The organism is Novosphingobium sp. NDB2Meth1 (assembly GCF_900117425.1).
Taxonomy (GTDB): Bacteria; Pseudomonadota; Alphaproteobacteria; order Sphingomonadales; family Sphingomonadaceae; genus Novosphingobium.
The window spans coordinates 25,388-46,895 of record NZ_FPEH01000023.1 but is presented as its reverse complement, the minus strand read 5'-3'; the positions used below and the strand labels follow the sequence as shown (position 1 = coordinate 46,895).

The 21,508-nt window shown below is 66.3% G+C and carries 20 protein-coding genes; 14 read left to right on the top strand and 6 right to left on the bottom strand.

Going from position 1 to position 21,508, the window contains the following annotated elements; translation table 11 throughout:
- The first annotated feature begins 1 nt into the window (after position 1).
- From bchB to hemA, 12 genes are all read left to right on the top strand, one after another.
- Positions 2-1,567, top strand: a complete 1,566-nt coding sequence (gene bchB / locus NDB2M1_RS16585; protein ID WP_072383978.1) for a ferredoxin:protochlorophyllide reductase (ATP-dependent) subunit B — start codon at positions 2-4, stop codon at positions 1,565-1,567.
- The gene (locus NDB2M1_RS16580) at positions 1,557-5,282 is read left to right on the top strand and encodes a magnesium chelatase subunit H (protein ID WP_072383977.1); all 3,726 of its coding nucleotides are present in this window, start codon (positions 1,557-1,559) and stop codon (positions 5,280-5,282) included. Before bchB ends, NDB2M1_RS16580 begins: the two co-directional genes overlap by 11 nt.
- Positions 5,283-5,294: 12 nt before the next feature.
- Positions 5,295-6,185, top strand: coding sequence for a ferredoxin:protochlorophyllide reductase (ATP-dependent) iron-sulfur ATP-binding protein (bchL, locus tag NDB2M1_RS16575; RefSeq protein WP_054123307.1), 891 nt, complete (start codon positions 5,295-5,297; stop codon positions 6,183-6,185).
- Positions 6,185-6,910 carry a magnesium protoporphyrin IX methyltransferase gene (gene bchM, locus NDB2M1_RS16570; protein WP_072383976.1) on the top strand — a complete coding sequence of 242 codons (726 nt, stop codon included), beginning with the start codon at positions 6,185-6,187 and terminating at the stop codon, positions 6,908-6,910. Before bchL ends, bchM begins: the two co-directional genes overlap by 1 nt.
- A gap of 47 nt (positions 6,911-6,957) precedes the next feature.
- Positions 6,958-8,355 (top strand): BCD family MFS transporter, encoded by a 1,398-nt coding sequence (locus NDB2M1_RS16565; RefSeq protein ID WP_072384003.1) that lies wholly within the window; start codon positions 6,958-6,960, stop codon positions 8,353-8,355.
- A gap of 70 nt (positions 8,356-8,425) precedes the next feature.
- A complete protein-coding gene (gene puhA, locus NDB2M1_RS16560) occupies positions 8,426-9,202 on the top strand; it encodes a photosynthetic reaction center subunit H (RefSeq protein WP_072383975.1) in 777 nt (258 codons plus the stop codon).
- Positions 9,199-9,831: a photosynthetic complex putative assembly protein PuhB gene (gene puhB, locus NDB2M1_RS16555; RefSeq protein ID WP_072383974.1), complete on the top strand. Its 633-nt coding sequence runs from the start codon at positions 9,199-9,201 to the stop codon at positions 9,829-9,831. The genes puhA and puhB overlap by 4 nt, the downstream gene beginning before the upstream one ends.
- Positions 9,828-10,310, top strand: coding sequence for a photosynthetic complex assembly protein PuhC (puhC, locus tag NDB2M1_RS16550; RefSeq protein ID WP_072383973.1), 483 nt, complete (start codon positions 9,828-9,830; stop codon positions 10,308-10,310). Before puhB ends, puhC begins: the two co-directional genes overlap by 4 nt.
- The gene (locus NDB2M1_RS16545; protein WP_072383972.1) at positions 10,310-10,597 is read left to right on the top strand and encodes a hypothetical protein; all 288 of its coding nucleotides are present in this window, start codon (positions 10,310-10,312) and stop codon (positions 10,595-10,597) included. The genes puhC and NDB2M1_RS16545 overlap by 1 nt, the downstream gene beginning before the upstream one ends.
- Before the next feature lie 104 nt (positions 10,598-10,701).
- Complete coding sequence (acsF, locus tag NDB2M1_RS16540; protein WP_072384001.1) at positions 10,702-11,727, top strand: magnesium-protoporphyrin IX monomethyl ester (oxidative) cyclase; 1,026 nt, start codon at positions 10,702-10,704, stop codon at positions 11,725-11,727.
- Positions 11,724-12,506, top strand: a complete 783-nt coding sequence (gene puhE / locus NDB2M1_RS16535; protein WP_231625088.1) for a putative photosynthetic complex assembly protein PuhE — start codon at positions 11,724-11,726, stop codon at positions 12,504-12,506. Before acsF ends, puhE begins: the two co-directional genes overlap by 4 nt.
- A gap of 41 nt (positions 12,507-12,547) precedes the next feature.
- Positions 12,548-13,768, top strand: a complete 1,221-nt coding sequence (hemA, locus tag NDB2M1_RS16530; RefSeq protein ID WP_072383971.1) for a 5-aminolevulinate synthase — start codon at positions 12,548-12,550, stop codon at positions 13,766-13,768.
- An 82-nt stretch (positions 13,769-13,850) separates the two neighbouring features.
- Here hemA and NDB2M1_RS16525 read toward each other — a convergent pair whose 3' ends face one another.
- The 4 genes from NDB2M1_RS16525 to NDB2M1_RS16510 form a co-directional block, all read right to left on the bottom strand.
- Entirely contained in the window at positions 13,851-14,333 is a 483-nt protein-coding gene (locus NDB2M1_RS16525) for a nuclear transport factor 2 family protein (RefSeq protein WP_171955426.1), read from the bottom strand.
- A gap of 63 nt (positions 14,334-14,396) precedes the next feature.
- On the bottom strand, positions 14,397-15,413 hold the full coding sequence (locus tag NDB2M1_RS16520) for an SDR family NAD(P)-dependent oxidoreductase (protein ID WP_072383969.1): 1,017 nt from the start codon (positions 15,411-15,413) through the stop codon (positions 14,397-14,399).
- Between the two features lie 212 nt (positions 15,414-15,625).
- Positions 15,626-16,756: a glycoside hydrolase family 88 protein gene (locus NDB2M1_RS16515; RefSeq protein WP_072383968.1), complete on the bottom strand. Its 1,131-nt coding sequence runs from the start codon at positions 16,754-16,756 to the stop codon at positions 15,626-15,628.
- 214 nt (positions 16,757-16,970) lie between these two features.
- Positions 16,971-17,486: a c-type cytochrome gene (locus NDB2M1_RS16510; RefSeq protein ID WP_072383967.1), complete on the bottom strand. Its 516-nt coding sequence runs from the start codon at positions 17,484-17,486 to the stop codon at positions 16,971-16,973.
- Positions 17,487-17,718: 232 nt separating this feature from the next.
- Between NDB2M1_RS16510 and NDB2M1_RS16505 the strand changes: the two genes are divergently transcribed.
- Together NDB2M1_RS16505 and NDB2M1_RS16500 are read left to right on the top strand one after the other, a co-directional pair.
- Entirely contained in the window at positions 17,719-19,299 is a 1,581-nt protein-coding gene (locus NDB2M1_RS16505) for a GtrA family protein (RefSeq protein ID WP_143146808.1), read from the top strand.
- Between the two features lie 39 nt (positions 19,300-19,338).
- A complete protein-coding gene (locus tag NDB2M1_RS16500) occupies positions 19,339-20,634 on the top strand; it encodes an O-acetylhomoserine aminocarboxypropyltransferase/cysteine synthase family protein (RefSeq protein WP_072384000.1) in 1,296 nt (431 codons plus the stop codon).
- 12 nt (positions 20,635-20,646) lie between these two features.
- Here the strand turns inward: NDB2M1_RS16500 and NDB2M1_RS16495 are convergent, their stop codons facing one another.
- Both NDB2M1_RS16495 and NDB2M1_RS16490 read right to left on the bottom strand, forming a co-directional pair.
- Positions 20,647-21,051 (bottom strand): MAPEG family protein, encoded by a 405-nt coding sequence (locus NDB2M1_RS16495; protein WP_083554928.1) that lies wholly within the window; start codon positions 21,049-21,051, stop codon positions 20,647-20,649.
- 29 nt (positions 21,052-21,080) lie between these two features.
- Positions 21,081-21,506, bottom strand: coding sequence for a PaaI family thioesterase (locus NDB2M1_RS16490; protein ID WP_072383965.1), 426 nt, complete (start codon positions 21,504-21,506; stop codon positions 21,081-21,083).
- Positions 21,507-21,508: the final 2 nt, after the last annotated feature.

The following is a 21,508-nucleotide window of genomic DNA, read 5'->3' as shown; positions in this document are numbered from 1 at the left end:
CATGCAGCTTGCCGTCTGGACCTATGAAGGACCGCCGCATGTGGGCGCCATGCGGGTTGCGACGGCCATGCGCGGGGTGCACTACCTGCTCCATGCGCCGCAGGGCGATACCTATGCGGACCTGCTGTTCACGATGATCGAGCGGCGCGCTGCCCGTCCGCCAGTCACTTATACGACATTTCAGGCGCGCGATCTGGGCAAGGATACCGCGAGCCTGTTCCAGAACGCGGCGCGCGATGCTGTGGCGCGGTTCCAGCCGCAGGCTCTGCTGGTGGGTGCATCGTGCACGGCAGAGCTAATCCAGGACGATCCGGCGGGCCTAGCTGCGAATATGAACCTGCCCTGCCCGGTGATCCCGCTCGAATTGCCGAGCTATCAGCGCAAGGAAAACTGGGGCGCGGCGGAAACGTTCTACCAGATCGTACGCCATCTCGCGGATACCTCGGTGCGGCCCGCGCCGCGCGAAGGCCGCCGCCCACTGGTCAATCTGCTCGGCCCCGCCGCGCTCGGTTTCCGCCACCGCGACGATATCCGCGAAGTGCGCCGCATTCTCGACCTGCTCGGGATCGACGTCCATCTCGTCGCGCCGCTGGGGGCATCGCCCGAGGACATCCGCACGATCGGCGCGGCGGACTTCAACATCGTGCTCTATCCCGAGATCGGCGACGAGGCCGCGCGCTGGCTCGACAGGACCTTTGCCCAGCCCGCCATCCGCACGGTTCCCATCGGCGTCGGCGCCACGCGTGCCTTCATCAACGAAGTTGCGGCGCTGGCCGGGGTCGATCCGGCGCTGGCGCTCGATGATCCTGCATCGCGCATGCCATGGTGGAGCCGCTCTGTGGACTCGACCTACCTTACCGGCAAGCGCGTCTTCATCTTCGGCGATGCAACCCATGCCGTCGCTGCCGCGCGGATTGCGCATGAAGAACTCGGTTTCACCGTCTGCGGGCTGGGCTGTTACAACCGCGAATTCGCGCGCGACATCCGCAATGCCGCCAAGGAATATGGCGTCGAGCCGCTGATCACCGACGATCACCTGACCGTCGAGGAAGCCATCGCTGCAGCCGCACCCGAACTAGTGCTGGGCACGCAGATGGAGCGCCATATCGCGAAGCGGCTGGGCGTGCCCTGCGCGGTGATTTCCTCGCCGGTGCATGTGCAGGATTTCCCGGCGCGGTTCAGCCCGCAAATGGGCTTCGAGGGCGCGAACGTGATCTTCGATACCTGGGTCCATCCGCTGGTGATGGGGCTGGAAGAGCACTTGCTTACCATGTTCCGCGACGATTTCGAGTTCAGCGATGCGGCTGGCCCGTCGCACCTCCATGGGCACACCAAGCCGGAACCGGTACTGGCGCCTGCAGGCGACATCCTGATCAAGGAGGACGCTGCGCCGGCCATGGCGGGCGAGCTCGGATGGACCGCCGAGGCGGAGCGGGAGCTGCGCAAGATCCCGTTCTTCGTGCGCGGCAAGGCCAAGCGCAACACCGAGAAGTTTGCGAGCGAGATGGGGCTCGGCGCGATCACGCTCGAGACGCTCTACGACGCGAAGGCCCATTATGCGCGGTAAGGCGCCTCTCGCCCCCACGCCGGACACCCCGGTGCGCGTCGTGGTCATCACGCTCGACAACCACCTTTCGGGCGCATTTGCCCGCGCGCAAGCGCAGTTTGCGCGGGCCGGGACCGGGGTCACCATCGGCTTCCACGCGGCGGCGGACTGGGAAGAAAAGCCCGGCACGCTCGATGCCGCGCGTGCCGATATTGCGCGGGCCGACATCATCCTGTGCACGATGCTGTTCCTCGAGGACCACATCCGCGCGGTGATGCCCGCGCTGGAAGCCCGGCGCGAGGATTGCGACGCGATTGTCGGCCTGATGTCGGCGGGCGAAGTGGTCAAGCTCACGCGCATGGGCGACTACCGCATGGACAAGCCCGCCACCGGCATGATGGGCCTGCTCAAGAAGCTGCGCGGATCGGGCAAGCCGGGCGCCAGCTCGGGCAAGGGCCAGATGGCCATGCTGCGCCGTCTGCCCAAGCTGCTGCGCTTCGTGCCTGGCACCGCGCAGGACGTGCGGGCCTATTTTCTGACCTTGCAATACTGGCTGGCGGGCAGCGACGACAACGTGGTGGACATGATCCGCGCGCTGATCGACCGCTATGCCAGCGGCGAACGCGCAGCCCTGCGCGGCGCAATGAAGGCGGAGGCCCCGCGCGAATATCCCGAAGTCGGCGTCTACCACCCGGCGATGACTCCGCGCATGGCGGCTACCGCGGCTGCGCTTCCCGCCAGTGCGACCGCAGGCAAGCGCGGCACCGTCGGCCTGCTGATGCTGCGCTCCTACGTCCTCGCGAAGGATGCGCGGCACTACGACGGCGTGATCGCGGCGATGGAAGCACAGGGCTTGAGCGTGATCCCGGCCTTCGCCGGTGGGCTTGACGGGCGTCCGGCGATCGAGGCGCTGTTCCTGAAGGACGGGAAGTCGACGGTCGACGCGGTGGTGAACCTCACGGGGTTCAGCCTCGTCGGTGGCCCCGCCTACAACGACACGGCGGCAGCGGAAGAAATTCTGGCAAAGCTCGACCGCCCGTACATCGCGGCGCATCCGGTGGAATTCCAGACGCTGCAGGCCTGGGGTGCAAACCCGCAAGGGCTGCTGCCGCTGGAATCGACGATGATGATCGCGATTCCGGAACTCGACGGCGCGATCCAGCCGATGGTGTTCGGCGGCCGCGCGGACGGCAGCGGCGAGGCCTGCACCGGCTGCGCGAAGGGCTGCACCTTTGCCGGCGCGAGCGCCGCCGGCGTGCGCCAGATGGAAAGCTGCGCCGAGCGGGCCGAGGCCCTCGCCGCGCGGGTGGTGAAGCAGATCGATCTGGCCCGCGCCGCGGCTGCGGAACGGCGGATCGCGGTCGTGCTCTTCAACTTCCCGCCGAACGCCGGTGCGGCGGGCACGGCGCAGTTCCTCAGCGTGTTTGAATCGCTTCACGCAACGCTCTCACGGCTGGCGGCTGAAGGCTACACGGTCGAAGTTCCGGAGAGCGTCGATGCGCTGCGCGAGGCGATCCTGATCGGCAATTCGGCGCGCTACGGCACCGAGGCCAATGTCCATGCGCGGGTGACGGCGGACAGCATCGTGTCGCGCGAAGTCTGGCTCAAGGAGATCGAGGCCTCGTGGGGCCCGGCGCCGGGCAAGCTGCAGTCCGATGGCAGCGCGGTCCAGGTGCTGGGAGCCATGTTCGGCAATGTGTTCGTCGGCATCCAGCCCGCCATCGGCATCGAGGGCGATCCGATGCGGCTGCTGTTCGAGGGCCGCTTCGCTCCGAGCCACGCCTTTGCCGCGTTCTACCGCTGGCTGCGCGAGGACTTCCAGGCCCACGCCGTGCTGCACTTCGGAACACACGGCAGCCTTGAATTCATGCCCGGCAAACAGACCGGCCTAACTGCACAGTGCTGGCCGGACCGGATGATCGGCGACCTGCCCAACGTCTACCTCTACGCCGCCAACAACCCTTCGGAAGGCGTGCTGGCCAAGCGCCGTTCGGGTGCAACGCTGGTCAGCTACCTCACCCCTGCCCTCACCCGCTCGGGTGTCTACAAGGGCCTCGCCGACCTCAAGGCCTCGGTCGAACGCTGGCGTTCGTTGCCCCCGGGCGACGAGCAGGCCGGACTGCTCGCGGAGCTGATCGCCGAACAGGCCGAAGCGCTTGACCTTGATGGCAGAGAGGTGCCTGCCCTCGCCGCGCGGCTCTACGAGATCGAGCGCGAGCTGATCCCGCAGGGGCTCCACGTCGCGGGACAGGTGGCAAGCCGCGAGGAGCGCATCGACATGATCCGCGCCTCCGCCGAAGCGCGCGGGGAACCGCTGCCAGCGCAGACCGCCGAACTGCTGGTCGATGGCCGGATCAAGCTCGATACGCCGCTGCTCAAGGACATGGGCGCGCTTAACGCAGCGCTCTCCACCAACCACGAGCTGGACGGCATCGTCCGCGCGCTGGCTGGGCGGTTCGTGCGGCCGGTTTCGGGCGGGGACGTGCTGCGCGCACCGGAAATCCTGCCCACCGGGCGCAACATCCACGGCTTCGATCCGTTCCGCCTGCCTTCCGCATTCGCGGTGAAGGACGGTGCCGAGCAGGCGAAGAAGCTGATCGAGCGCAGCCTCGCGGACAGCGGTCACTTGCCGCAAACCATCGCGATGGTGCTGTGGGGCACCGACAACCTCAAGAGCGAAGGCGCGCAGATCGCGCAGGTCCTTGCGCTGATCGGCGCCCGCCCGCGCTTCGACAGCTACAGCCGTCTTGCCGGGGCTGAACTGATCCCGCTGGAAGAACTCGGCCGCCCGCGCATCGACGTGATCGCGACGCTTTCGGGCGTGTTCCGCGACCTGCTGCCGCTGCAGACGCGCATGCTAGCCGAGGCTGCCCTGCTCGCCGCCAGCGCTGACGAGCCGCTCGAAATGAACTTTGTGCGCGCCCACGCCATCGCTCACCAGGACGAGCACAAGTGCGACTTCGAGACGGCGGCACTGCGCGTCTTTTCCAATGCGCAAGGGGCTTACGGCGCCAACGTCAACCTGATGATCGACAACGGCGCGTGGACCGATCCGGACGAGCTGGCGGACAGCTTCGAGCGGCAGAAGGGCTATGCCTACGGCGTGAAGGGCGTGCCGGTGCGGCAGGCGGCGATTCTCGCCTCGGCGCTCAAGACGGTCGATTGCGCTTACCAGAATCTCGAAAGCGTCGAACTCGGCATCACCACCATCGATCAGTACGTCGATGCGCTGGGCGGGATCAGCCGCGCGGTGACGCGGGCCAGGGGCGGCGAGACCGCGCCGGTCTATATCGGCGACCAGACCCAAGGCTCGGGCAAGGTCCGCAGCCTGCAGGAGCAGGTTGCGCTGGAAACCCGCACCCGCATCCTCAACCCTGTCTGGCAGGAGAGCCTCCTGCGGCACGGCTACGAAGGCGTGCGCGCGATCGAGGGCCACGTCACCACCACGATGGGCTGGTCCGCCACGACCGGCGAAGTCGATCCGTGGGTCTACCAGCGCATCAGCGAGACCTATGTGCTCGACGCCGCGATGCGCGAGCGCATGGCCGCCCTCAATCCGCGCGCTTCGGCGCGCGTTGCCAACCGTTTGCTCGAAGCGGTCGACCGGCAGTTCTGGTCGCCCGACGAAGCCACACTCGCAGCTCTCCACGCCGCCAGTAACGAACTCGAGGACCGCCTTGAGGGCATCATGCCTTCAACGTCGGCCCCCGCGTCCGTTGCAGCCGTCGCGGCATAAAGGAAACCAAGCATGGCACTTCTCGATCCCCCCGTCCGAAAGCCTGATGGCGACGGGTCGGTGCAAGTCCGCCTCGATCCCGCTGATCGCATCGGCAATGCCAAGGTCTTTGCCGTCTACGGCAAGGGCGGCATCGGCAAGTCGACCACCTCGTCGAACCTTTCCGCCGCGTTCTCGATGCTCGGCCACCGCGTGCTGCAGATCGGCTGCGATCCCAAGCACGATTCCACCTTCACCCTCACCAAGAAGCTGATGCCGACCGTGATCGACGTGCTGGAGACGGTGGAGTTCCATGCCGAGGAACTGCGGCCCGAGGACTACATGTTCGAGGGCTTCAACGGCGTGATGTGCGTCGAGGCGGGTGGGCCCCCGGCGGGTACCGGCTGCGGCGGCTATGTCGTGGGGCAGACGGTGAAGCTCCTCAAGCAGCACCACCTGCTCGAAGACACCGACGTCGTGATCTTCGACGTGCTGGGCGACGTGGTCTGCGGCGGGTTTGCCGCCCCGCTCCAGCATGCCGAGCGCGCCATCATCGTGACGGCCAACGATTTCGACAGCATCTTCGCGATGAACCGCATCGTTGCGGCCATCAACGCCAAGTCGAAAAACTACGACGTGCGCCTTGCGGGTGTGGTCGCCAACCGTTCGGCAGGCACCGACGAGATCGACCGTTTCAACGCCGCCACCGGCCTCAAGCGCCTCGCCCACTTCAAGGATCTCGACGAGATCCGCCGCTCGCGGCTCAAGAAGTGCACGCTCTTCGAGATGCCGGACAGCCCGGAAGTGATCAAGGCGCGGGAGGAATATCTCAATCTCGCCCGCACGCTGTGGGCAGGAGCGCCTGCGCTTGACGCGCTGGCGATGAAAGACCGCGATATCTTTGATTTTCTGGGGTTTGAGTGATGGCAACGCACCCGTCTTCCGGCTTCGGTCACCATGGCTCGCGCTTCGCCACGCAGCGCGACAAGCTGACGACGTACTTCGACAGCACCGCTCGCAAGGCCTGGATCGACCTGACGTCCGACACCAAGGTCAGCGGCATCCGCGCGACGGTGCGCGCCGGGCGGGATGCCATGCGCGACGTGCTGCTGAGCTGGCTGCCGCATGATCTGAGGCGCATGCGCGTCCTCGATGCGGGCTGCGGCACCGGCGCGCTGAGCGTGCTGGCCGCGCGGCGCGGGGCGGAAGTGGTAGGGGTCGATGTTGCGGGCGGGCTCGTTGCCATCGCGCGCGAACGCCAGCCTTCGTTTCTTGGCCATGGCCGGATCCACTGGCGGGTGGGCGACATGCTCGATCCCGCGCATGGCCGATTTGACCATGTGGTCGCGATGGACTCGCTGATCCACTACCGGCCCGAAGATATCGTCGCGACGCTGGTTTCGCTGGCGGAGCGCTGCGACGGCTCGATCGTGTTCACCCATGCGCCGTCTACGCCGATGCTGCGCGCAATGCACACGATGGGCCTGATGTTCCCGCGCAGCGACCGCGCCCCCGCGATCGTGCCGGTGCGCGACGCGGACCTCGTCGCGATGATCGAGGAGGCCCTGCCCGGCTGGCACGTCGGCCGCAGCGAGCGGATCGGCAGCGGCTTCTACATCTCAAACGCCATCGAACTGGTCCGCGACTGACGATGACCGGCACACCCGCCTTGACTGACACCGTGCCGCAAAGCCGCATGTCGCGTATGGCGGGCCAGTGGACGCGCGTGGCGGTGAGTTGGCTACCTTTCGCCGACGCGGCCAGCGCCGAACTGCCGCTCTCCCGCCTGCTGCGCCTCGCGCTGTTCCAAGTGAGCGTGGGCATGGCGACAGTGCTGCTCAACGGCACGCTCAACCGCGTGATGATCGTCGAGCTGCACACGCCGGCCTGGCTGGTTTCGCTGCTGATCGCGATGCCGCTGCTGTTCGCACCCTTGCGCGCGCTGATCGGGCACAAGTCCGATACCCACCGCTCGGTGCTGGGCTGGCGGCGCGTGCCCTATATCTGGTTCGGCACGCTGATGCAGTGGGGCGGCCTTGCCATCATGCCCTTCGCGCTGCTGCTGATGAGCGAGGCCCGCACGTTCTATACCGGCCTTGGCGGAGGGGCGCTGGCGTTCCTGCTGACGGGTGCCGGGCTTCATGTGACGCAGACTGCGGGCCTTGCGCTCGCGACCGATCTTGCGCGCGAGGACAAACGTCCCCGCGCGGTGGCGCTGCTTTATGTGATGCTGCTGGTGGGCATGATGGTTTCAGCCTTCGTGATCGGCGGCCTGCTGGTGCCGTTCAGCCCGACCCGGCTGGTGCAGGTGATCCAGGGCGCAGCGGTGGTCACGCTGGTGCTCAACGTGACCGCATTGTGGAAGCAGGAAGGCCGCAATCCCGGCCGGACCGCCAAGGACCGCGGGACGCCGGAGTTCAGCGATGTCTGGCGCGAATTCGTCGCCGAGGGCAACACCAAACGCCTGCTGGCCGCCATTGGCCTCGGCGCGGCGGCCTTTGCGATGCAGGATGCGCTGCTGGAGCCCTATGGTGCCGAACTGCTGGGCCTTGCTGTCGGTTCGACCACGATGTTGACGGGTTCGTGGGCCTTGGGGGCGATTGCCGGCTTCTCGATTTCCACGCGGGTGCTGGAGCGCGGCTTCGATCCGCTGCGACTGGCGGGTGCGGGTATGGTCGGCGGGATCTGCGCGTTCATTCTCGTGCTCTTGGCAGCGCCGCTCCATTCAGCGCTGCTCCTTGCCGTAGGTGCGGGCTCGATCGGCTTCGGCATCGGGCTGTTCTCGGTCGGGACGCTGATCGCGGCGATGTCGCTGGCGCAGCGCGGCGACTCCGGTGTGGCGCTGGGCGCATGGGGCGCGGTGCAGGCGACGGCGGCGGGCAGCGCGCTCGCGGTGGGCGGCGTGATCCGCGATACTGTCTCGTGGGCGAGCGGCGCGGGTGGACGCGCGGCAGGCTATGCCACGGTCTACAGCCTAGAAATCGTTATGCTGATTGCAGCGCTGGTGGTGCTCGGGCCGCTGGCCGGCAAGCGCATCGGCCTTACGGGCGAGCTGCCCGGGGGGCAGATGGTCTTGCCCGAGTTTCCGACGTGAATGCGAAGAATTTGACTGAGGTGGTGGGAATTGCGGCCTCCGGGGCCCTGATCCGGGAAAGGAAAGTTCGATGAAAACCGCATATGTAGTTGGCTCGATCGACGTCGCGGAGATTGCCCTCTGGGCGTTTTTCCTGTTTTTCGTCGCCCTGGTGTTCTGGCTGCGCCGCGAGGATCGCCGCGAGGGCTATCCGCTTGAAGACGAGATCAACGGCTTCATCGAGAGCGTGGGCGGCCCGCTTTCGACCGCGCTGCCCAAGACCTTCCGCCTGCCCTTCGATCGCGGCACGGTGTCCTATCCGCTCCCGCGCGAGGAAGGCCGCGAGCCGGTGGACATCGCCGCCAAGCGCTATGAAAACTTCCCCGGCGCGCCCTATGTGCCGACCGGCAATCCGCTCGTCGACGGTGTTGGCCCCGCGTCCTACGCCAACCGCGCCAAGTGGCCCGATCAGGACGCGCATGGCCGCGCCCGCATCGTGCCGCTTTCGACCGAGGACCACATCTCGGTATGGAAGGGCGGTCCCGATCCGCGTGGCATGAAGGTGACGGCGGCAGACGGCAAGGTCGCTGGCACCGTGACCGACCTGTGGATCGACCGCGCGGAGCATCAGGTGCGCTACCTGCAGGTCGAGACGGCCAGCGGCAAGACCGTGCTTGCCCCGATGGCGATGGCTTCGGTCAGCACTTCGGGCGTGAACATCGATGCGATCAACGCGGCTGACTATGACGCCGTGCCGCAGCTTGCCAGCGCGACCGAGATCACCCGCTACGAGGAAGAGCGCGTGATCGGCTACTTCGGCGGCGGCTATCTCTACGCCAACGCCGGACGGCAGGAGCCGATCCTGTGAGAGAGCATGATATCGAGCCGATCCGCGGCCTGCCGGGTGATCTGCCTCCGGGTGAGGCGATCCTCTGGCAGGGTGCGCCCGATGCGCGGGTGTTTGCCCGCAGCGCCTTGGGCGTGCGGTGGATCGGCGGATATTTTGCGGTCCTTGTGGCATGGGCGATGGTCGGCGGCACCCCGCTCGGCGCGCTGCTGACGGCTGTCGCTGGCCTGCTGGCGCTCGGCCTTGCCTATGGCTTCGCGCTCATGGTGGCGCGCAGCACCGTCTACACGATCACCAACCGCCGCGTGGTGCTGCGGATCGGCGTCGCGCTCAGCAAGTGCATCAATCTGCCGCTGGTGAAGCTCTCCGGGGCTGATCTGCGCAAACTGGGCGCAGGCTATGGCGACATCGCGCTCTCGCTGCAGGGTTCGAGCATGCTCGGCTATGCGATGCTCTGGCCGCATGCCCGGCCCTTCCGCCTTGCCGCGCCGCAGCCGATGCTGCGCGCCCTGCCCGATGCGGCCAATGTCGCGGGCATTCTCGCCAAGGCGACCGCGGCGGTGATGCCGGTGCAGCAGCGCAGCGAAACGACCGCACCCGCCACCACCGCACCGCGCCCGGCGATGGGCGCAAGGGAGGCCACCGCATGAGCCTGGTTCACGATCACGAACAGACGATCCCCAAGCATGCCGTGGCCTCGGCCGCGATGCTGGTGCTGACCGCGCTCGCGCTGACCACATTGGTCAAGGTCGGCGTGCTGAGCCGTGAGGCCGTACCCGCCGTCGTCCGCAGCGAAGCACATGTCGCGCCGGTGATCGTGCGCCAGCTCACCTTCTCGGACCGGGCCGACGGCGCGGTGGTGGTGCGGGACGTCGCAACGGGCGAGACCGTGCGCGTGCTGGTTGACGGGGTGCCGGGCAACGGCTTCGTGCGCGGTGTGATGCGCGGCATGGCGCGTGACCGGCATATCCACGGCATCGGCATGGCCCCGCCCTTCACGCTGACGCTGTGGAAGAACCAGTCGCTCAGCCTCGAGGACAAGGCCACCGGCCGCTCCATCGAACTGGGTTCGTTTGGGCCGGACAACCGCGCCGCCTTCGCCGCCATGCTGCCCGGAGGCGCCAGCTGATGGCTGCCAGCCGCTTCGATACCCCTTGCCGCATCGAGATCGAGCAGACGCCGGAGCACTTCCACGCGCATGTCCGTCTCGCGGGCGATATCGAGCTGCAGCCGGGCGACCGCGTGAAAGTCCACGGCGCGCCGATCAAGGTTGATTTCGGTCAAAGCCTCGCGATCGACCGGATGGCAACCGTAACACGGGCAGGTCCGCTCGTGCGGGCCTGGATCCGGCTGGCCGCCTATTTCGACCTGACCGAACTCTACGAAGTCAGCTTCACACCCGGGAGAGTGTCATGAACGCCCCTACCAAGATCGACCCGAACTCCCCCGATCATGGCGAATTCAGCCGCGCGGCGGCCGCCGCCGGGCTGGACCTTGGCAGCGATGGCAAGCTCGACACGATGGCGATGGCCCGGCAGGAAACCGTCCTGAGCCCGCGCTTCTACACCACCGATTTCGCCGCGCTCGATGCGATCGACGTGAACCCGGTGCGCGCCGAGTGGGACGACCTGATCGCCGAGATGCAGGCGGACCGCAACAAGCTGCACTTCAAGCGCAAGGAAAGCTTCGAAGGGATCATCGAGAACCTTGAGCCCGACCTGCGCGAGGAATTCACCGATTTCCTCGTGAGCTCGATGACCTCGGAATTCTCCGGCTGCGTGCTCTATTCTGAAATGGCGCGCCGCACGCGCAATCCGGACATGAAGATGCTGTTCAAGCTCCTCGCCCGCGATGAGAGCCGGCATGCCGGGTTCATCAACGAGACGCTGAAGGACGCGGGGATCGGCGTCGATTTGGGCTTCCTGACGAAATCGAAGAAGTACACCTATTTCCGGCCGAAGTTCATCTGGTACGCTGTCTATCTTTCGGAAAAGATCGGCTATGCCCGGTACATCACGATCTTCCGGCACCTCGCCAAGCACCCCGAACACCGCTTCCACCCGATCTTTTCGTGGTTCGAGGAATGGTGCAACGACGAGTTTCGCCACGGCGAGGCCTTTGCCCTCCTCATGCGCGCCGATCCGAAGCTGCTGAAGGGCGGCAACCGCCTGTGGATCCGTTTCTTCCTGCTTTCGGTCTACGCGACGATGTATGTGCGCGACCACTCGCGCCCGGTGTTTCACAAGGCATTGGGCGTCGATCCGACCGAGTATGACTACAAGGTCTTCACGGTCTGCACCGCCATCACCCGGCAGGTGTTCCCGATTGAGCTGGAAACCGATGATCCGGCCTTCCGCGCCCGGATGGAAGACCTGCTGCAGTCGAGCCGCCGCATCGATGCCGGCAAGGCGCGTGGCGGGCTGATGGGCGCGTTCCAGCGCTACAGCGGCGTTGCCGGCGCGGGCCTGGCCTTCGCCCGCATGTACTTCCACCGCACGCGTGAAAACGCGCTGCCCGCTTCGGTGCGGATGCAGCCTTCGTGGTGAGCTTTTCCGGCCATGCCGTGCCCCTCGTGGTCACGCTGCTCGTGTGGTTCTTCGCCACCGGGCTGATTGCGTGGCTGGACAACCGCGACCGCGCGACCTTTCCGCGGGCGCTCGCATGGGCGGGCGCGGGCGGCATTCTCGGGCTCGTCGCGGTGGTGGCGGGCTCGGTCATGCCTGGCATGGCGGGGGCCTATGTGGGCTTCGTCGGCGCGCTGATGGTGTGGTCGTGGCACGAGGCAAGCTTCCTTATGGGCGCCGTCGCCGGCCCTCGCCGCGAGCCGAGCAACCCCGCTGCGCGCGGTTGGGACCGGTTCATCGATGCGGGCTCCACGCTGATCTACCACGAAGTCGCGCTTGCCCTGACGGCGCTGATGCTGATGTCGCTGGGGTGGAACGCGCCGAACCCGACCGGCGCCGAAGTCTTCGTGCTGCTGCTCGCTCTGCGCCTCGCCAGCAAGTTCGCGCTCTACGCCGGGGTGCCGAGCCAGGTGGGCGATCTGCTGCCGCCGCATCTCGATTACCTGCGCAGCTATTTCGGCCCTCGCCGCTTTTCCGGTGCGCTGGGGCTGGCTCTCGTCTTCACCGTGGTGCTGGCCGCGCTGCTGGGCAAGGCCGCCCTCGCCGCGCCTGCGGGCAGCGCCGAAGCGGTGCGTGCCAGCCTGCTCTTTGCGATGGCCGCGCTCGGCGTCCTCGAACACGTGTTTCTCGCCTTGCCGTTTCGCGACGGCGCTCTGTGGGGTTGGGCGCTGCCCGGCCGCCGCAATCATCTGGGCGCCTGAGCGCGCCGCATAGGGTTTTGAAGGGAAGGGGTATTTCGGCCATGGATTATGAGGCCTTCTTTACACAGGAACTCGATGGGATCCGCGGCGAAGGGCGCTATCGCATCTTCGCCGAACTGGAGCGCCATCGCGGCTCCTTCCCCAAGGCGACGCGGCATGTGGACGGCGGCACGCAGGAAGTGACCGTGTGGTGCTCGAACGACTACCTCGGCATGGGCCAGAGCCCCAAGGTGCTCGAGGCGATGCACACCGTGCTCGATGAATGCGGCGCGGGCGCGGGCGGCACGCGCAACATTTCGGGCACCAACCGCCATCACGCGCTGCTGGAAGCGGAACTGGCCGATCTCCACCACAAGGAAGCCGCGCTGCTGTTCACCTCGGGCTATGTCTCGAACTGGGCGGCGCTGGGCACCCTCGCCTCGCGCCTGCCGGACTGCGTTGTCTTCTCGGATGCAGGCAACCACGCCTCGATGATCGAGGGCATCCGCCACAGCAAGGCGGAGCGCGTGATCTGGAAGCACAACGACTGGCGCGATCTTGATCGCAAGCTCAGCCAGGTCGCTCCCGGCCGCGCCAAGCTGGTGGCGTTCGAAAGCGTCTATTCGATGGACGGCGACATCGCGCCGATCCGCGAGATCGTCGAAGTCTGCGAAGCGCATGGCGCGCTGTCGTACATCGACGAAGTGCACGGCGTCGGCCTCTATGGCCCGCGCGGCGGCGGCGTGGCCGAACGCGACGGCCTGATGGACCGCATCGACGTGATCGAAGGCACGCTGGGCAAGGCCTTCGGCGTGATGGGCGGCTATATCGCGGCCTCCGAAGCGCTGTGCGACTATGTCCGCAGTTTCGCCTCGGGCTTCATCTTCACGACGGCGATCCCCCCTGCCCTCGCCGCCGGCGCCTGCGCCAGCATCCAGCACCTCAAGGTGAGCGGCCACGAACGCGCCCGCCACCGCGACCGGGTGAGCACGGTGCGCCGCAAGCTGAACGCGCTGGGCATCCCGCACCTCGACAACCCGAGCCACATTATCCCGGTGATGGTGGGCGACGCGCGCAAGTGCAAGATGATCAGCGACTGGCTGCTCGACAACCACGGCATCTATGTCCAGCCGATCAACTATCCGACCGTGCCGCGCGGCACCGAGCGGCTGCGCATCACCCCCTCGCCGGTCCACACCGACGGCGATATCGACCGGCTCTTGGAAGCGCTGACCGATATCTGGTCGCAGTGCGAACTGGCGCGCCGCAGCCACGCGGCCTGAGGTGAGCTGAAATCAGAAGCCCGGCTCCCTACGCTGGAGGGCCGGGTTTCTTGTTGGGCCGCATATAGCCCGCGAAAGCGCGCTAGCCGAAGGCCATCGGCAAACGGTGCTCGATCCGCATGGCCGAGATAGCCCAGCCCTCGGCGGTCCTGCGCATCGTTGGTCGGTACTGCCCTGCTTCGATCGGTATGATGCGGCCTTGTGCGCCGAATGTACCTGCAGGCCATCCGTTGTCCGGAACCTCGTCCCCGACAATGCTGAACACCATGAACTGCGCGTCGATCGTGGCATGATCGCCATCGATGGCAATGATCGGGGCGCTGATCACGTTCTGGCTCCACGCGCGCGCTTCATGCGGTGCCATCATCTGGCGGACCGCCTCGCCGATCGCCGCGCGCCCTTCCAGCCTGCCGAGCAGGCACGCCGCTCCACCGACCGCATCCATGATCTCGATCGTTGCATCAGGCGTGAAGAGCGCCGCCATCGCATCGGGATCCCGATGGTCATGCGCCCGGGTGTAGTGGCCAAGCAGATTGAGCAGTGCGCGCTCGTCGGTAAGGGACATGTCGTCCTCCATGGTGGGTGAGCCGCCAGGCAGTCAGCCTGCCCGGCGGCCTGCAATGCCGAGTCAGGCGTCCGGCAGTTTGCGCTGCGCTGTTGCAGCGGAGCGAAGATCGAAGCTCTCGCCGACCCATTCCTCGGTCCTGGCCCAAAGCGCCTTGGCGGTTGCCGGATCGAGCGCATAGGGCCGCACGCCGGGGCTGCCGAAACCGATGCTGGCAGAGGTGACCACGGGCGAGACCTGGCAGTCTTCGCAGTAGCGCCCGCCGACGGCATCCGCATCCGCAACAAGGCCCGCCCAGAGCGAAGTGGCAGCGCCCTGCTGCGGGGTTTTCCATTCCATCGGCGGCTTGCCTTCCCTGGCGAGGTCCACGTTGATCTGGTCGAACAGCCCCTGGAGCTTCTCATCGCCCATGTGGCGGGACAGCTCGGTGCGGATACCGCCCGGATGGACGGCGGTCGCACGCAGGCCGAGCGCGCGGTAGCGGCGGTCGAACTCCACCGCGAAAAGGATGTTGGCTGTCTTCGAGCGCCCGTAGCCGATGAACGGTTCGTAGACGGTGGTTTCGAATCCGGGGTCCGTCAGGTCGACGTCCGAGAACCGGTGCCCGGATGAGGCGAGCATGACCAGCCGCGATCCGGGCCGCATCAGGCCGGCAATCCGGTTCACGAACACGAAGTGCCCGATATGGTTGGTGCCGAACTGGGTCTCGAAGCCATCGGCGGTGCGACCGAACGGCGGTGCCATGACACCGGCATTGGCAATCACCAGATCGAGCACGGGCTTGGCTGCATTGAGTTGATCGGCCGCGCGCCGGACGCTTGCGAGGTTGGCGAGGTCCATTTCGACGAGTTCCGCGGCGTTGCTGGCGACACCGGCAGCGGCCAGCGCCCTGGCCGCCTTGGCAAGGTCCCGCGCGGTGCCGATGACCTGCGCGCCATGGCTGGCAAGAGCGCGGGCAGTCTCCACGCCGAGGCCGGCCGAAACGCCGGTGACGAGCACGCGCTTTCCGGTGAGATCGATCCCGGCGAGCACCTCGTCGGTGGTGGACGTGCGGTCGAAGGTCTTGGTCTGGGTGGGCATTGTCGATCTCCTGCTGTTGCTCAGGAGATGAGCGCATTCAGCTGCGGCGGGTAGTCACGAAAGGCGCACGACGGCCATGCACTTTCGAATGGATAGATCGCCGGTCTAAGCCATCTGGTGTCTCTGGACGAACCGCGCTTCGGGCCGCCGAATTGCCATGTCATTGGGTTGACGGGAGGCACAGCCGGTTGGACCGGCCACACTGCGAGGCTTCACTGCCAATCGAGATCGGCGACGGCGCAAGCGGCCATAATGAATGCCGCGGCGCCATAGAATTGGGTATCGGTCGCGAGGACTTCATCCGGACGGTCGCCCACCTGCTGCACCCATCCCACCTTGCCTTCGCGTGAGATCGCCTGATTCAATGCTGACCAGCCGGAGCGGATGACCGGCTCGTAGTCCTTGCGCGAAAGGAGGCCGGTCTTCACGCCGTAAGCCATGCCATAGACCATGAACCCGGTTCCGCTTGATTCCGGCGGCGAAGCTGCCGCAGCAGCCATCAGCGATGGCGACCAGAACCCGTCGGGACGTTGCAGCTGCCGTAGCCGGGATGCCATTCTCCGCAGGAGATCTTCGTAATAGGCTCTGCGTGCATCCCGCGCCGGCAGGGCTTCCAGGATCCGGACCAGTGCTGCGAAGACCCAACCATTGCCCCGTGCCCAGAAGATCTTCAGGCCCGCCGGGTCGCGACGTTCAAGAAACCGGCTGTCGCGGAAATACAGGCTCTCGGTGGGGTCCAGCAGGAACGCCGATGTTGCCTTGAACTCCTTGTCTGCGAATTCGGCGTAGCGAGGATCCCCGGTCGCGCGGGTCAGCTCGACATACGTTGGCGGAGCCATGAACAAGGCGTCCGCCCATGACCACCGATCGTCGGGATCGGGATCTGCCGGGTTGTCACTCATCGCAAGACCCGCCGGAGAAGGATGACGCAGGACATAGTCGAGACCCGAAGTGACTCCAGCCAGCGCCGCGCGCCCGCCACCATGCCGCGCTGCCCAGATGTAAGCAGAGCCCACTAGGTGATCATCTGCGTGGAACGGGCGATCTCCCAACCGCCAAACGGTAGAGCGCCCAAGGTCCTGCAGCGCCTTCCGGTAGTGTCTCTTGCGGCTTCGATCGGCGATCTTGGTGAGGGCGACGTAGAACGTGGCCTTCTGCCATCCACGGATATCAGCGGTATCTCGCCCCACCTTCCGGATGGGAGACAGGTCCGTCATGCGAGACAATTGCCAGTCGGCCGCCTTCTCCGCTTGAGACAGTACGACAGCGCGCTGCAGCGACGGTTGTGCTGCTGCGGGGCTTGCGAGCAGTGCGAGGATTGCAAGCCAGACCCAGAACCGCATGCTCGTTCGTCCCCGGGAAGCGGATTCGCCGTGTGCAATCTGCATCAAACGCGATCGTGCGCAAAGGCTGCTCACCGCAAAGCCGAGGCGCGATCATTCGTCGATGGTGATGGGAAAATCCGGAATGACGGCCATCCGCGCCAACCACCGCAAAAAAACGCCGCCCCCTTCCCGGGAGCGGCGCTTTTGTTCAGCGATGTCGCCCTGGCGAAGCTTACTTGGTGGCTTCGGTCAGGTAGGCGATCACGTCCGCACGGTCCTGGCCCTTGGGCAGGCCGGCGAAGGCCATCTTGGTGCCGGGGACGACGCGAGCCGGCTTTTCGAGGTACTGGTACAGCTTCTCGGGCGTCCAGGTGATGCCGCTTTCCTTGTTCGCGGTCGAATAGGAGAAGCCGGCGACTTCGCCCGACTTGCGGCCGATGATGCCGTGGAGCGACGGGCCGATGCGGTTCACGCCGGCGTCGGTCACGTGGCAGGTCTTGCACTGGGTGAAGACGGCCTCGCCGTGCTTGGCATCGCCCTTCATGTCGGCGAACTTGGTGCCGTCGAGCGTGGTGGTGTCGTCGGCCGCGATCTTGGCGGCAGCCGGAGCAGCCGCATCAGCAGCAGCCGAGGTGGCCGCAGCGGGAGCTTCGGCGGCAGGCGCCGCAGCTTCTTCCTTCTTGCCACCGCAAGCCGCCAGGGCGGCGGACAGGGCGATCAGACCGAGGTATCCTCTCAAATTGCTCATGGCCACTCCTTCAAGAATTGGGGCAGTTCCAAGCTGCCGATTATGACGAAAATCACAGACCGGCAACGGGCAATCACGGCGCGGCAGGCTTGGATCGTGTACGTTACACACACTTAATCTTCACGGCGGAAGCCGCCCGCGCAATTGTCCTCAAGGGCATGTCGCGCAAGGGGCGTCAATCTGCCAACTGGCTGATGATTCATACGGCCCAGAGCCGCCCTTTGACAGGGACATGGCACCCCCCGTAAAGGCAGGCGCGATGAGGGTATGGCCGTTCTCCGTATTGGTTGATCCGCGCGGCGGTGCCCGCGTCCGCGACCCGCTTGGCGAGATCGCGCTGATTGTGCTGATAAGCGCGCTGGCTGCCTTGCCCGCGATCTTTGCGCCCATTCTGCCGTTCACCGATCTGGGCGGACACGTGGGGCGCTATGCCGTGCAACTCGATGCGGGGCGCTCGGAAGTCCTGCGCATCTGGTACAGCTTCGCATGGGGTCTGCTGCCCAATCTTGGCGTCGATTTGCTGGTGCAGCTGCTCGCGCCGGTGATGGGGCTGGAGCCGGCAGTCCACCTGATCGTGGGCTCGATCCCGCCGCTGACGGTTTCAGGCATGCTGCTGCTCTCGCGCGCGGCGCATGGGCGGATCGGCGTGCAGGCGCTCTATGCGCTGCCCCTGGCATTCTCGCTGCCCTACCTCTACGGCTTCGTGAACTTCGCGCTGTCGATCGCGCTCGCCTTCCATGCCATCGCACTGTGGATCGCGCTGGAGCACAAGCCGGTGCTGCGGACGCTGCTGTTCGTGCCGATCGGGTTCCTGCTGTGGCTGTGCCATCTGGTCGGCTGGGCGGTGTTCAGCCTTGCGGCGGGCATGACGGCGCTGGCGGCCGGCTGGCGTGACCGCAAGGGCCTCGTGCGAACCGGATGGACCACCGGGCTGATGACCGCGCCGCTGCTGCTCGGCCCTCTCGTGGGCATGCTGGCGCAGCGTCCGGGCAAGGAAGCGGTGGCCCTGCTCGCCAACAACGATGCGCCGCGCAAGATCGTCTGGCTGATCATGGCGATGGCCGATCGCTGGCTGGTGTGGGACGCCGCCGGCGCCGCGATCATCGCCTTCGCACTCTACATCTGCCTGCGCACGCGCGGGTTTGTGGTGCATGCGGGGCTGCTGGCCACCGCATTTGCGCTGCTCGGGCTCTATCTGGTGATGCCCGATACGATCATGGGATCGCGCTTTGCCGACATGCGGCTCGGCTGGGTGATCCTGGCCCTGTTTGTGCTGGCTGTGACGCAAGGGCCGCTGTTCGATCCGCGCGTCGCGCGTGCGCTGCTGATCGGGGCCCTGCTCTTCTGCTCCGCCCGGCTGGCGACCAATACCGCAAGCATAGCGCTGGCCGGCCGGCAGTTTGCCGAAACGCTGACCGCAATCGACGCGGTGCCGCGCGGGGTAAACCTCGTCTCGCTCTATATCGACGAGTGCAAGGGCTGGAACACCGATCGGCGGCGGCACATCATGGGCTATGGCCTTGCGCGGCGGCACTTGTTCGACAACGGGCAGTGGCAGCTGCCGAGCGGCCAGTTGATCAGCATCCACCACCGGAGCCTCGCCCCGTTTGACCGTGATCCTTCGACGATCACCTTCCTTGAAGGCTGCGGCGATTCCCCCGCATTGCCTGAAGTGGTCGCGGCGATCCCGCAGCGGGTGCGGTTCCTGTGGGTGATCCGTATCGATCCGGGCCGGCAGTTCCCGGGCTGGCAGCCGCTGCGCAAGACGGCAGACAGCGTGGTCTACCGCCGCTTGCCAACTCAACTGAATTAATAGACTATAATGACAAACTCCCGGAGCAGGATGCCGACCATGACCGACCTTTCCAAAGCCAAGCCCGAGACCCTTGCCCTCCACGCCGGCTGGCGCGCCGATGCGACGACCGGTTCGGTCGCGGTGCCGATCCACCAGACGACCTCGTACCAGTTCAACTCGACCGAGCACGCCGCGAACCTCTTTGCGCTCAAGGAACTGGGCAATATCTACACCCGGCTCGGCAACCCGACGACCGATGTGCTGGAACAGCGCATGGCGGCGATCGAGGGGGGCGTGGCGGCGCTTGCGGTCTCCTCGGGCCAATCGGCGACGACGCTGGCGATCCTCAACCTCGCCAAGGCGGGCGACAATATCGTTGCCTCGACAAACCTTTACGGCGGGACATGGAACCTCTTTGCCAATACGCTGCGCGATCTGGGCATCGAGACGCGTTTCGTCGATCCGGCAGACCCCGAAGGTTTCCGCCGCGCAACAGACGACAAGACCCGCGCCTACTACGCGGAATCGCTGCCCAATCCGAAGCTGGAAGTGTTCCCCATCGCCGAAGTGGCGGCAATCGGGCGCGAGTACGGCATTCCGCTGATCATGGACAACACCGCGGCGCCGCTGCTGATCAAGCCGTTCGAGCATGGCGCGGCGGTGGGGGTCTATTCGGCGACCAAGTATATCGGCGGGCACGGCACGTCGATCGGCGGCCTGATCATCGACGGCGGCAACTTTGAGTGGGACGCCTTCCCCGAGCGCCAGCCGCATCTCAACACCCCCGACGCGAGCTACCACGGCGCGGTGTGGGCGCGCGACATCAAGCCGCTCGGCCCGATTGCCTACATCATCCGCGCGCGGGTGATCCTGCTGCGTGATCTGGGCAACGCGATCTCGCCGTTCAACGCGTTCTCGCTGATCCAGGGGCTGGAGACGATGCCGCTGCGCATGGAGCGGCACTGCGCCAACTCGGTGAAGGTGGCGGCGTTCCTTTCCAGCCATCCGAAGGTCGCTTCGGTGATCCATCCTTCGGTGGCGAAGGGCCGCGCGGCGGACCTTGCGGCCAAGTATCTGCGCGGCGGACAGGGCGGGCTTGTCGGCTTCGAACTGAAGGACGGCGCCGAGGCGGGCAAGCGCTTCATCGATGCGCTGCAGCTGTTCTACCACGTCGCCAATATCGGCGACGCGCGCAGCCTTGCGATCCATCCCGCCTCGACCACCCACTCGCAGCTTTCGGCGGACGAGCAGGCGGCTACGGGTGTGTCACCGGGCTATGTGCGGCTTTCCATCGGGATCGAGCACATCGACGATATCCTCGCCGATCTGGGAGCTGCGCTGGACGCGGCGTAGGCCGTTGCCAGGCTAGCCGACTTGCGCCGCCAGCGCGAGGCACCAGCCGGCCAGCACCAGCATTGTCAGCCAGGTTCCGATGACGCCGAGCGAGCGCGGCAGCGGCGGCTTGCTGTCGATGGGCGCATAGAGCCCGATGATGTGCAGCACGCGCGCGGCAAGGAACAAACCGGCGAGCGCCTTGAGGCCGAGCGGCGAGGCGTGGGCCAGTTCCAGCACGCCGAGCATCAGGATGACGATCGGGGCATGCTCGGCCAGATTCGCGTGGCTGCGGCTCGCACTGATGAGCTTGGCATCGCCCCCGTCGCCAAACGCGGCGCTCAACCGCATGCGCTGCCGCACGGTGTCGATGGCGGTGATCAGCAGCATCAGCGCGCAGACGGCAGTGACGAAGGCAGTGACGGGAAGAACAATCATGGCGGGTTCCTGTAGGAGTGGAATAGCAGTCAGGCCTTCTGCCAGCCGTGCGAGAGGAGCTTCACGGTGACCTTGCCGGTGGCGACGACCACGCCATCTGCATCGCGCATCGGAAACTCGGCGAGATAGCCGGCGCTGCCCTTGCGTTCGAGATCGGCAAGGAGGCCTTCGAGCGTCGGTTCATCAAGCGCGAAATCGGCAAAGACATCGGTCGCAGCCATCTTGTGAAACGAGACAGCGATATCCTTGATGATCGGGTAGAAACGTGCGGTATCGAGGATCGAGATGCCGGGGATGGCGGCGGTCGCTTCGGCGAGCACGGTGAAGGCGCCCATGTACATCACGCCGACGTGGTTCTCGTTGCCCGCCAGCGGCATGCGGTAGCGGGCGGTGCCGCGCCCGCCTTCGAGGAGTTCGAGGCCGGTACGTTCGACGAATTCGACGCGGTAGGTCATGC

Coding starts and splice junctions, on each gene's coding strand:
- bchM (WP_072383976.1), top strand. CDS start 6,185: ATGGCAACGCACCCGTCTTCCGGCTTCGGTCACCATGGCTCGCGCTTC.
- NDB2M1_RS16500 (WP_072384000.1), top strand. CDS start 19,339: ATGACCGACCTTTCCAAAGCCAAGCCCGAGACCCTTGCCCTCCACGCC.
- NDB2M1_RS16565 (WP_072384003.1), top strand. CDS start 6,958: ATGTCGCGTATGGCGGGCCAGTGGACGCGCGTGGCGGTGAGTTGGCTA.
- NDB2M1_RS16580 (WP_072383977.1), top strand. CDS start 1,557: ATGCGCGGTAAGGCGCCTCTCGCCCCCACGCCGGACACCCCGGTGCGC.
- NDB2M1_RS16510 (WP_072383967.1), bottom strand. CDS start 17,486: ATGAGCAATTTGAGAGGATACCTCGGTCTGATCGCCCTGTCCGCCGCC.
- NDB2M1_RS16525 (WP_171955426.1), bottom strand. CDS start 14,333: ATGTCCCTTACCGACGAGCGCGCACTGCTCAATCTGCTTGGCCACTAC.
- NDB2M1_RS16495 (WP_083554928.1), bottom strand. CDS start 21,051: ATGATTGTTCTTCCCGTCACTGCCTTCGTCACTGCCGTCTGCGCGCTG.
- NDB2M1_RS16545 (WP_072383972.1), top strand. CDS start 10,310: ATGGCTGCCAGCCGCTTCGATACCCCTTGCCGCATCGAGATCGAGCAG.
- NDB2M1_RS16520 (WP_072383969.1), bottom strand. CDS start 15,413: ATGCCCACCCAGACCAAGACCTTCGACCGCACGTCCACCACCGACGAG.
- puhA (WP_072383975.1), top strand. CDS start 8,426: ATGAAAACCGCATATGTAGTTGGCTCGATCGACGTCGCGGAGATTGCC.
- NDB2M1_RS16515 (WP_072383968.1), bottom strand. CDS start 16,756: ATGCGGTTCTGGGTCTGGCTTGCAATCCTCGCACTGCTCGCAAGCCCC.
- puhC (WP_072383973.1), top strand. CDS start 9,828: ATGAGCCTGGTTCACGATCACGAACAGACGATCCCCAAGCATGCCGTG.
- acsF (WP_072384001.1), top strand. CDS start 10,702: ATGGCGATGGCCCGGCAGGAAACCGTCCTGAGCCCGCGCTTCTACACC.
- NDB2M1_RS16490 (WP_072383965.1), bottom strand. CDS start 21,506: ATGACCTACCGCGTCGAATTCGTCGAACGTACCGGCCTCGAACTCCTC.
- hemA (WP_072383971.1), top strand. CDS start 12,548: ATGGATTATGAGGCCTTCTTTACACAGGAACTCGATGGGATCCGCGGC.
- NDB2M1_RS16505 (WP_143146808.1), top strand. CDS start 17,719: ATGGCACCCCCCGTAAAGGCAGGCGCGATGAGGGTATGGCCGTTCTCC.
- bchB (WP_072383978.1), top strand. CDS start 2: ATGCAGCTTGCCGTCTGGACCTATGAAGGACCGCCGCATGTGGGCGCC.
- bchL (WP_054123307.1), top strand. CDS start 5,295: ATGGCACTTCTCGATCCCCCCGTCCGAAAGCCTGATGGCGACGGGTCG.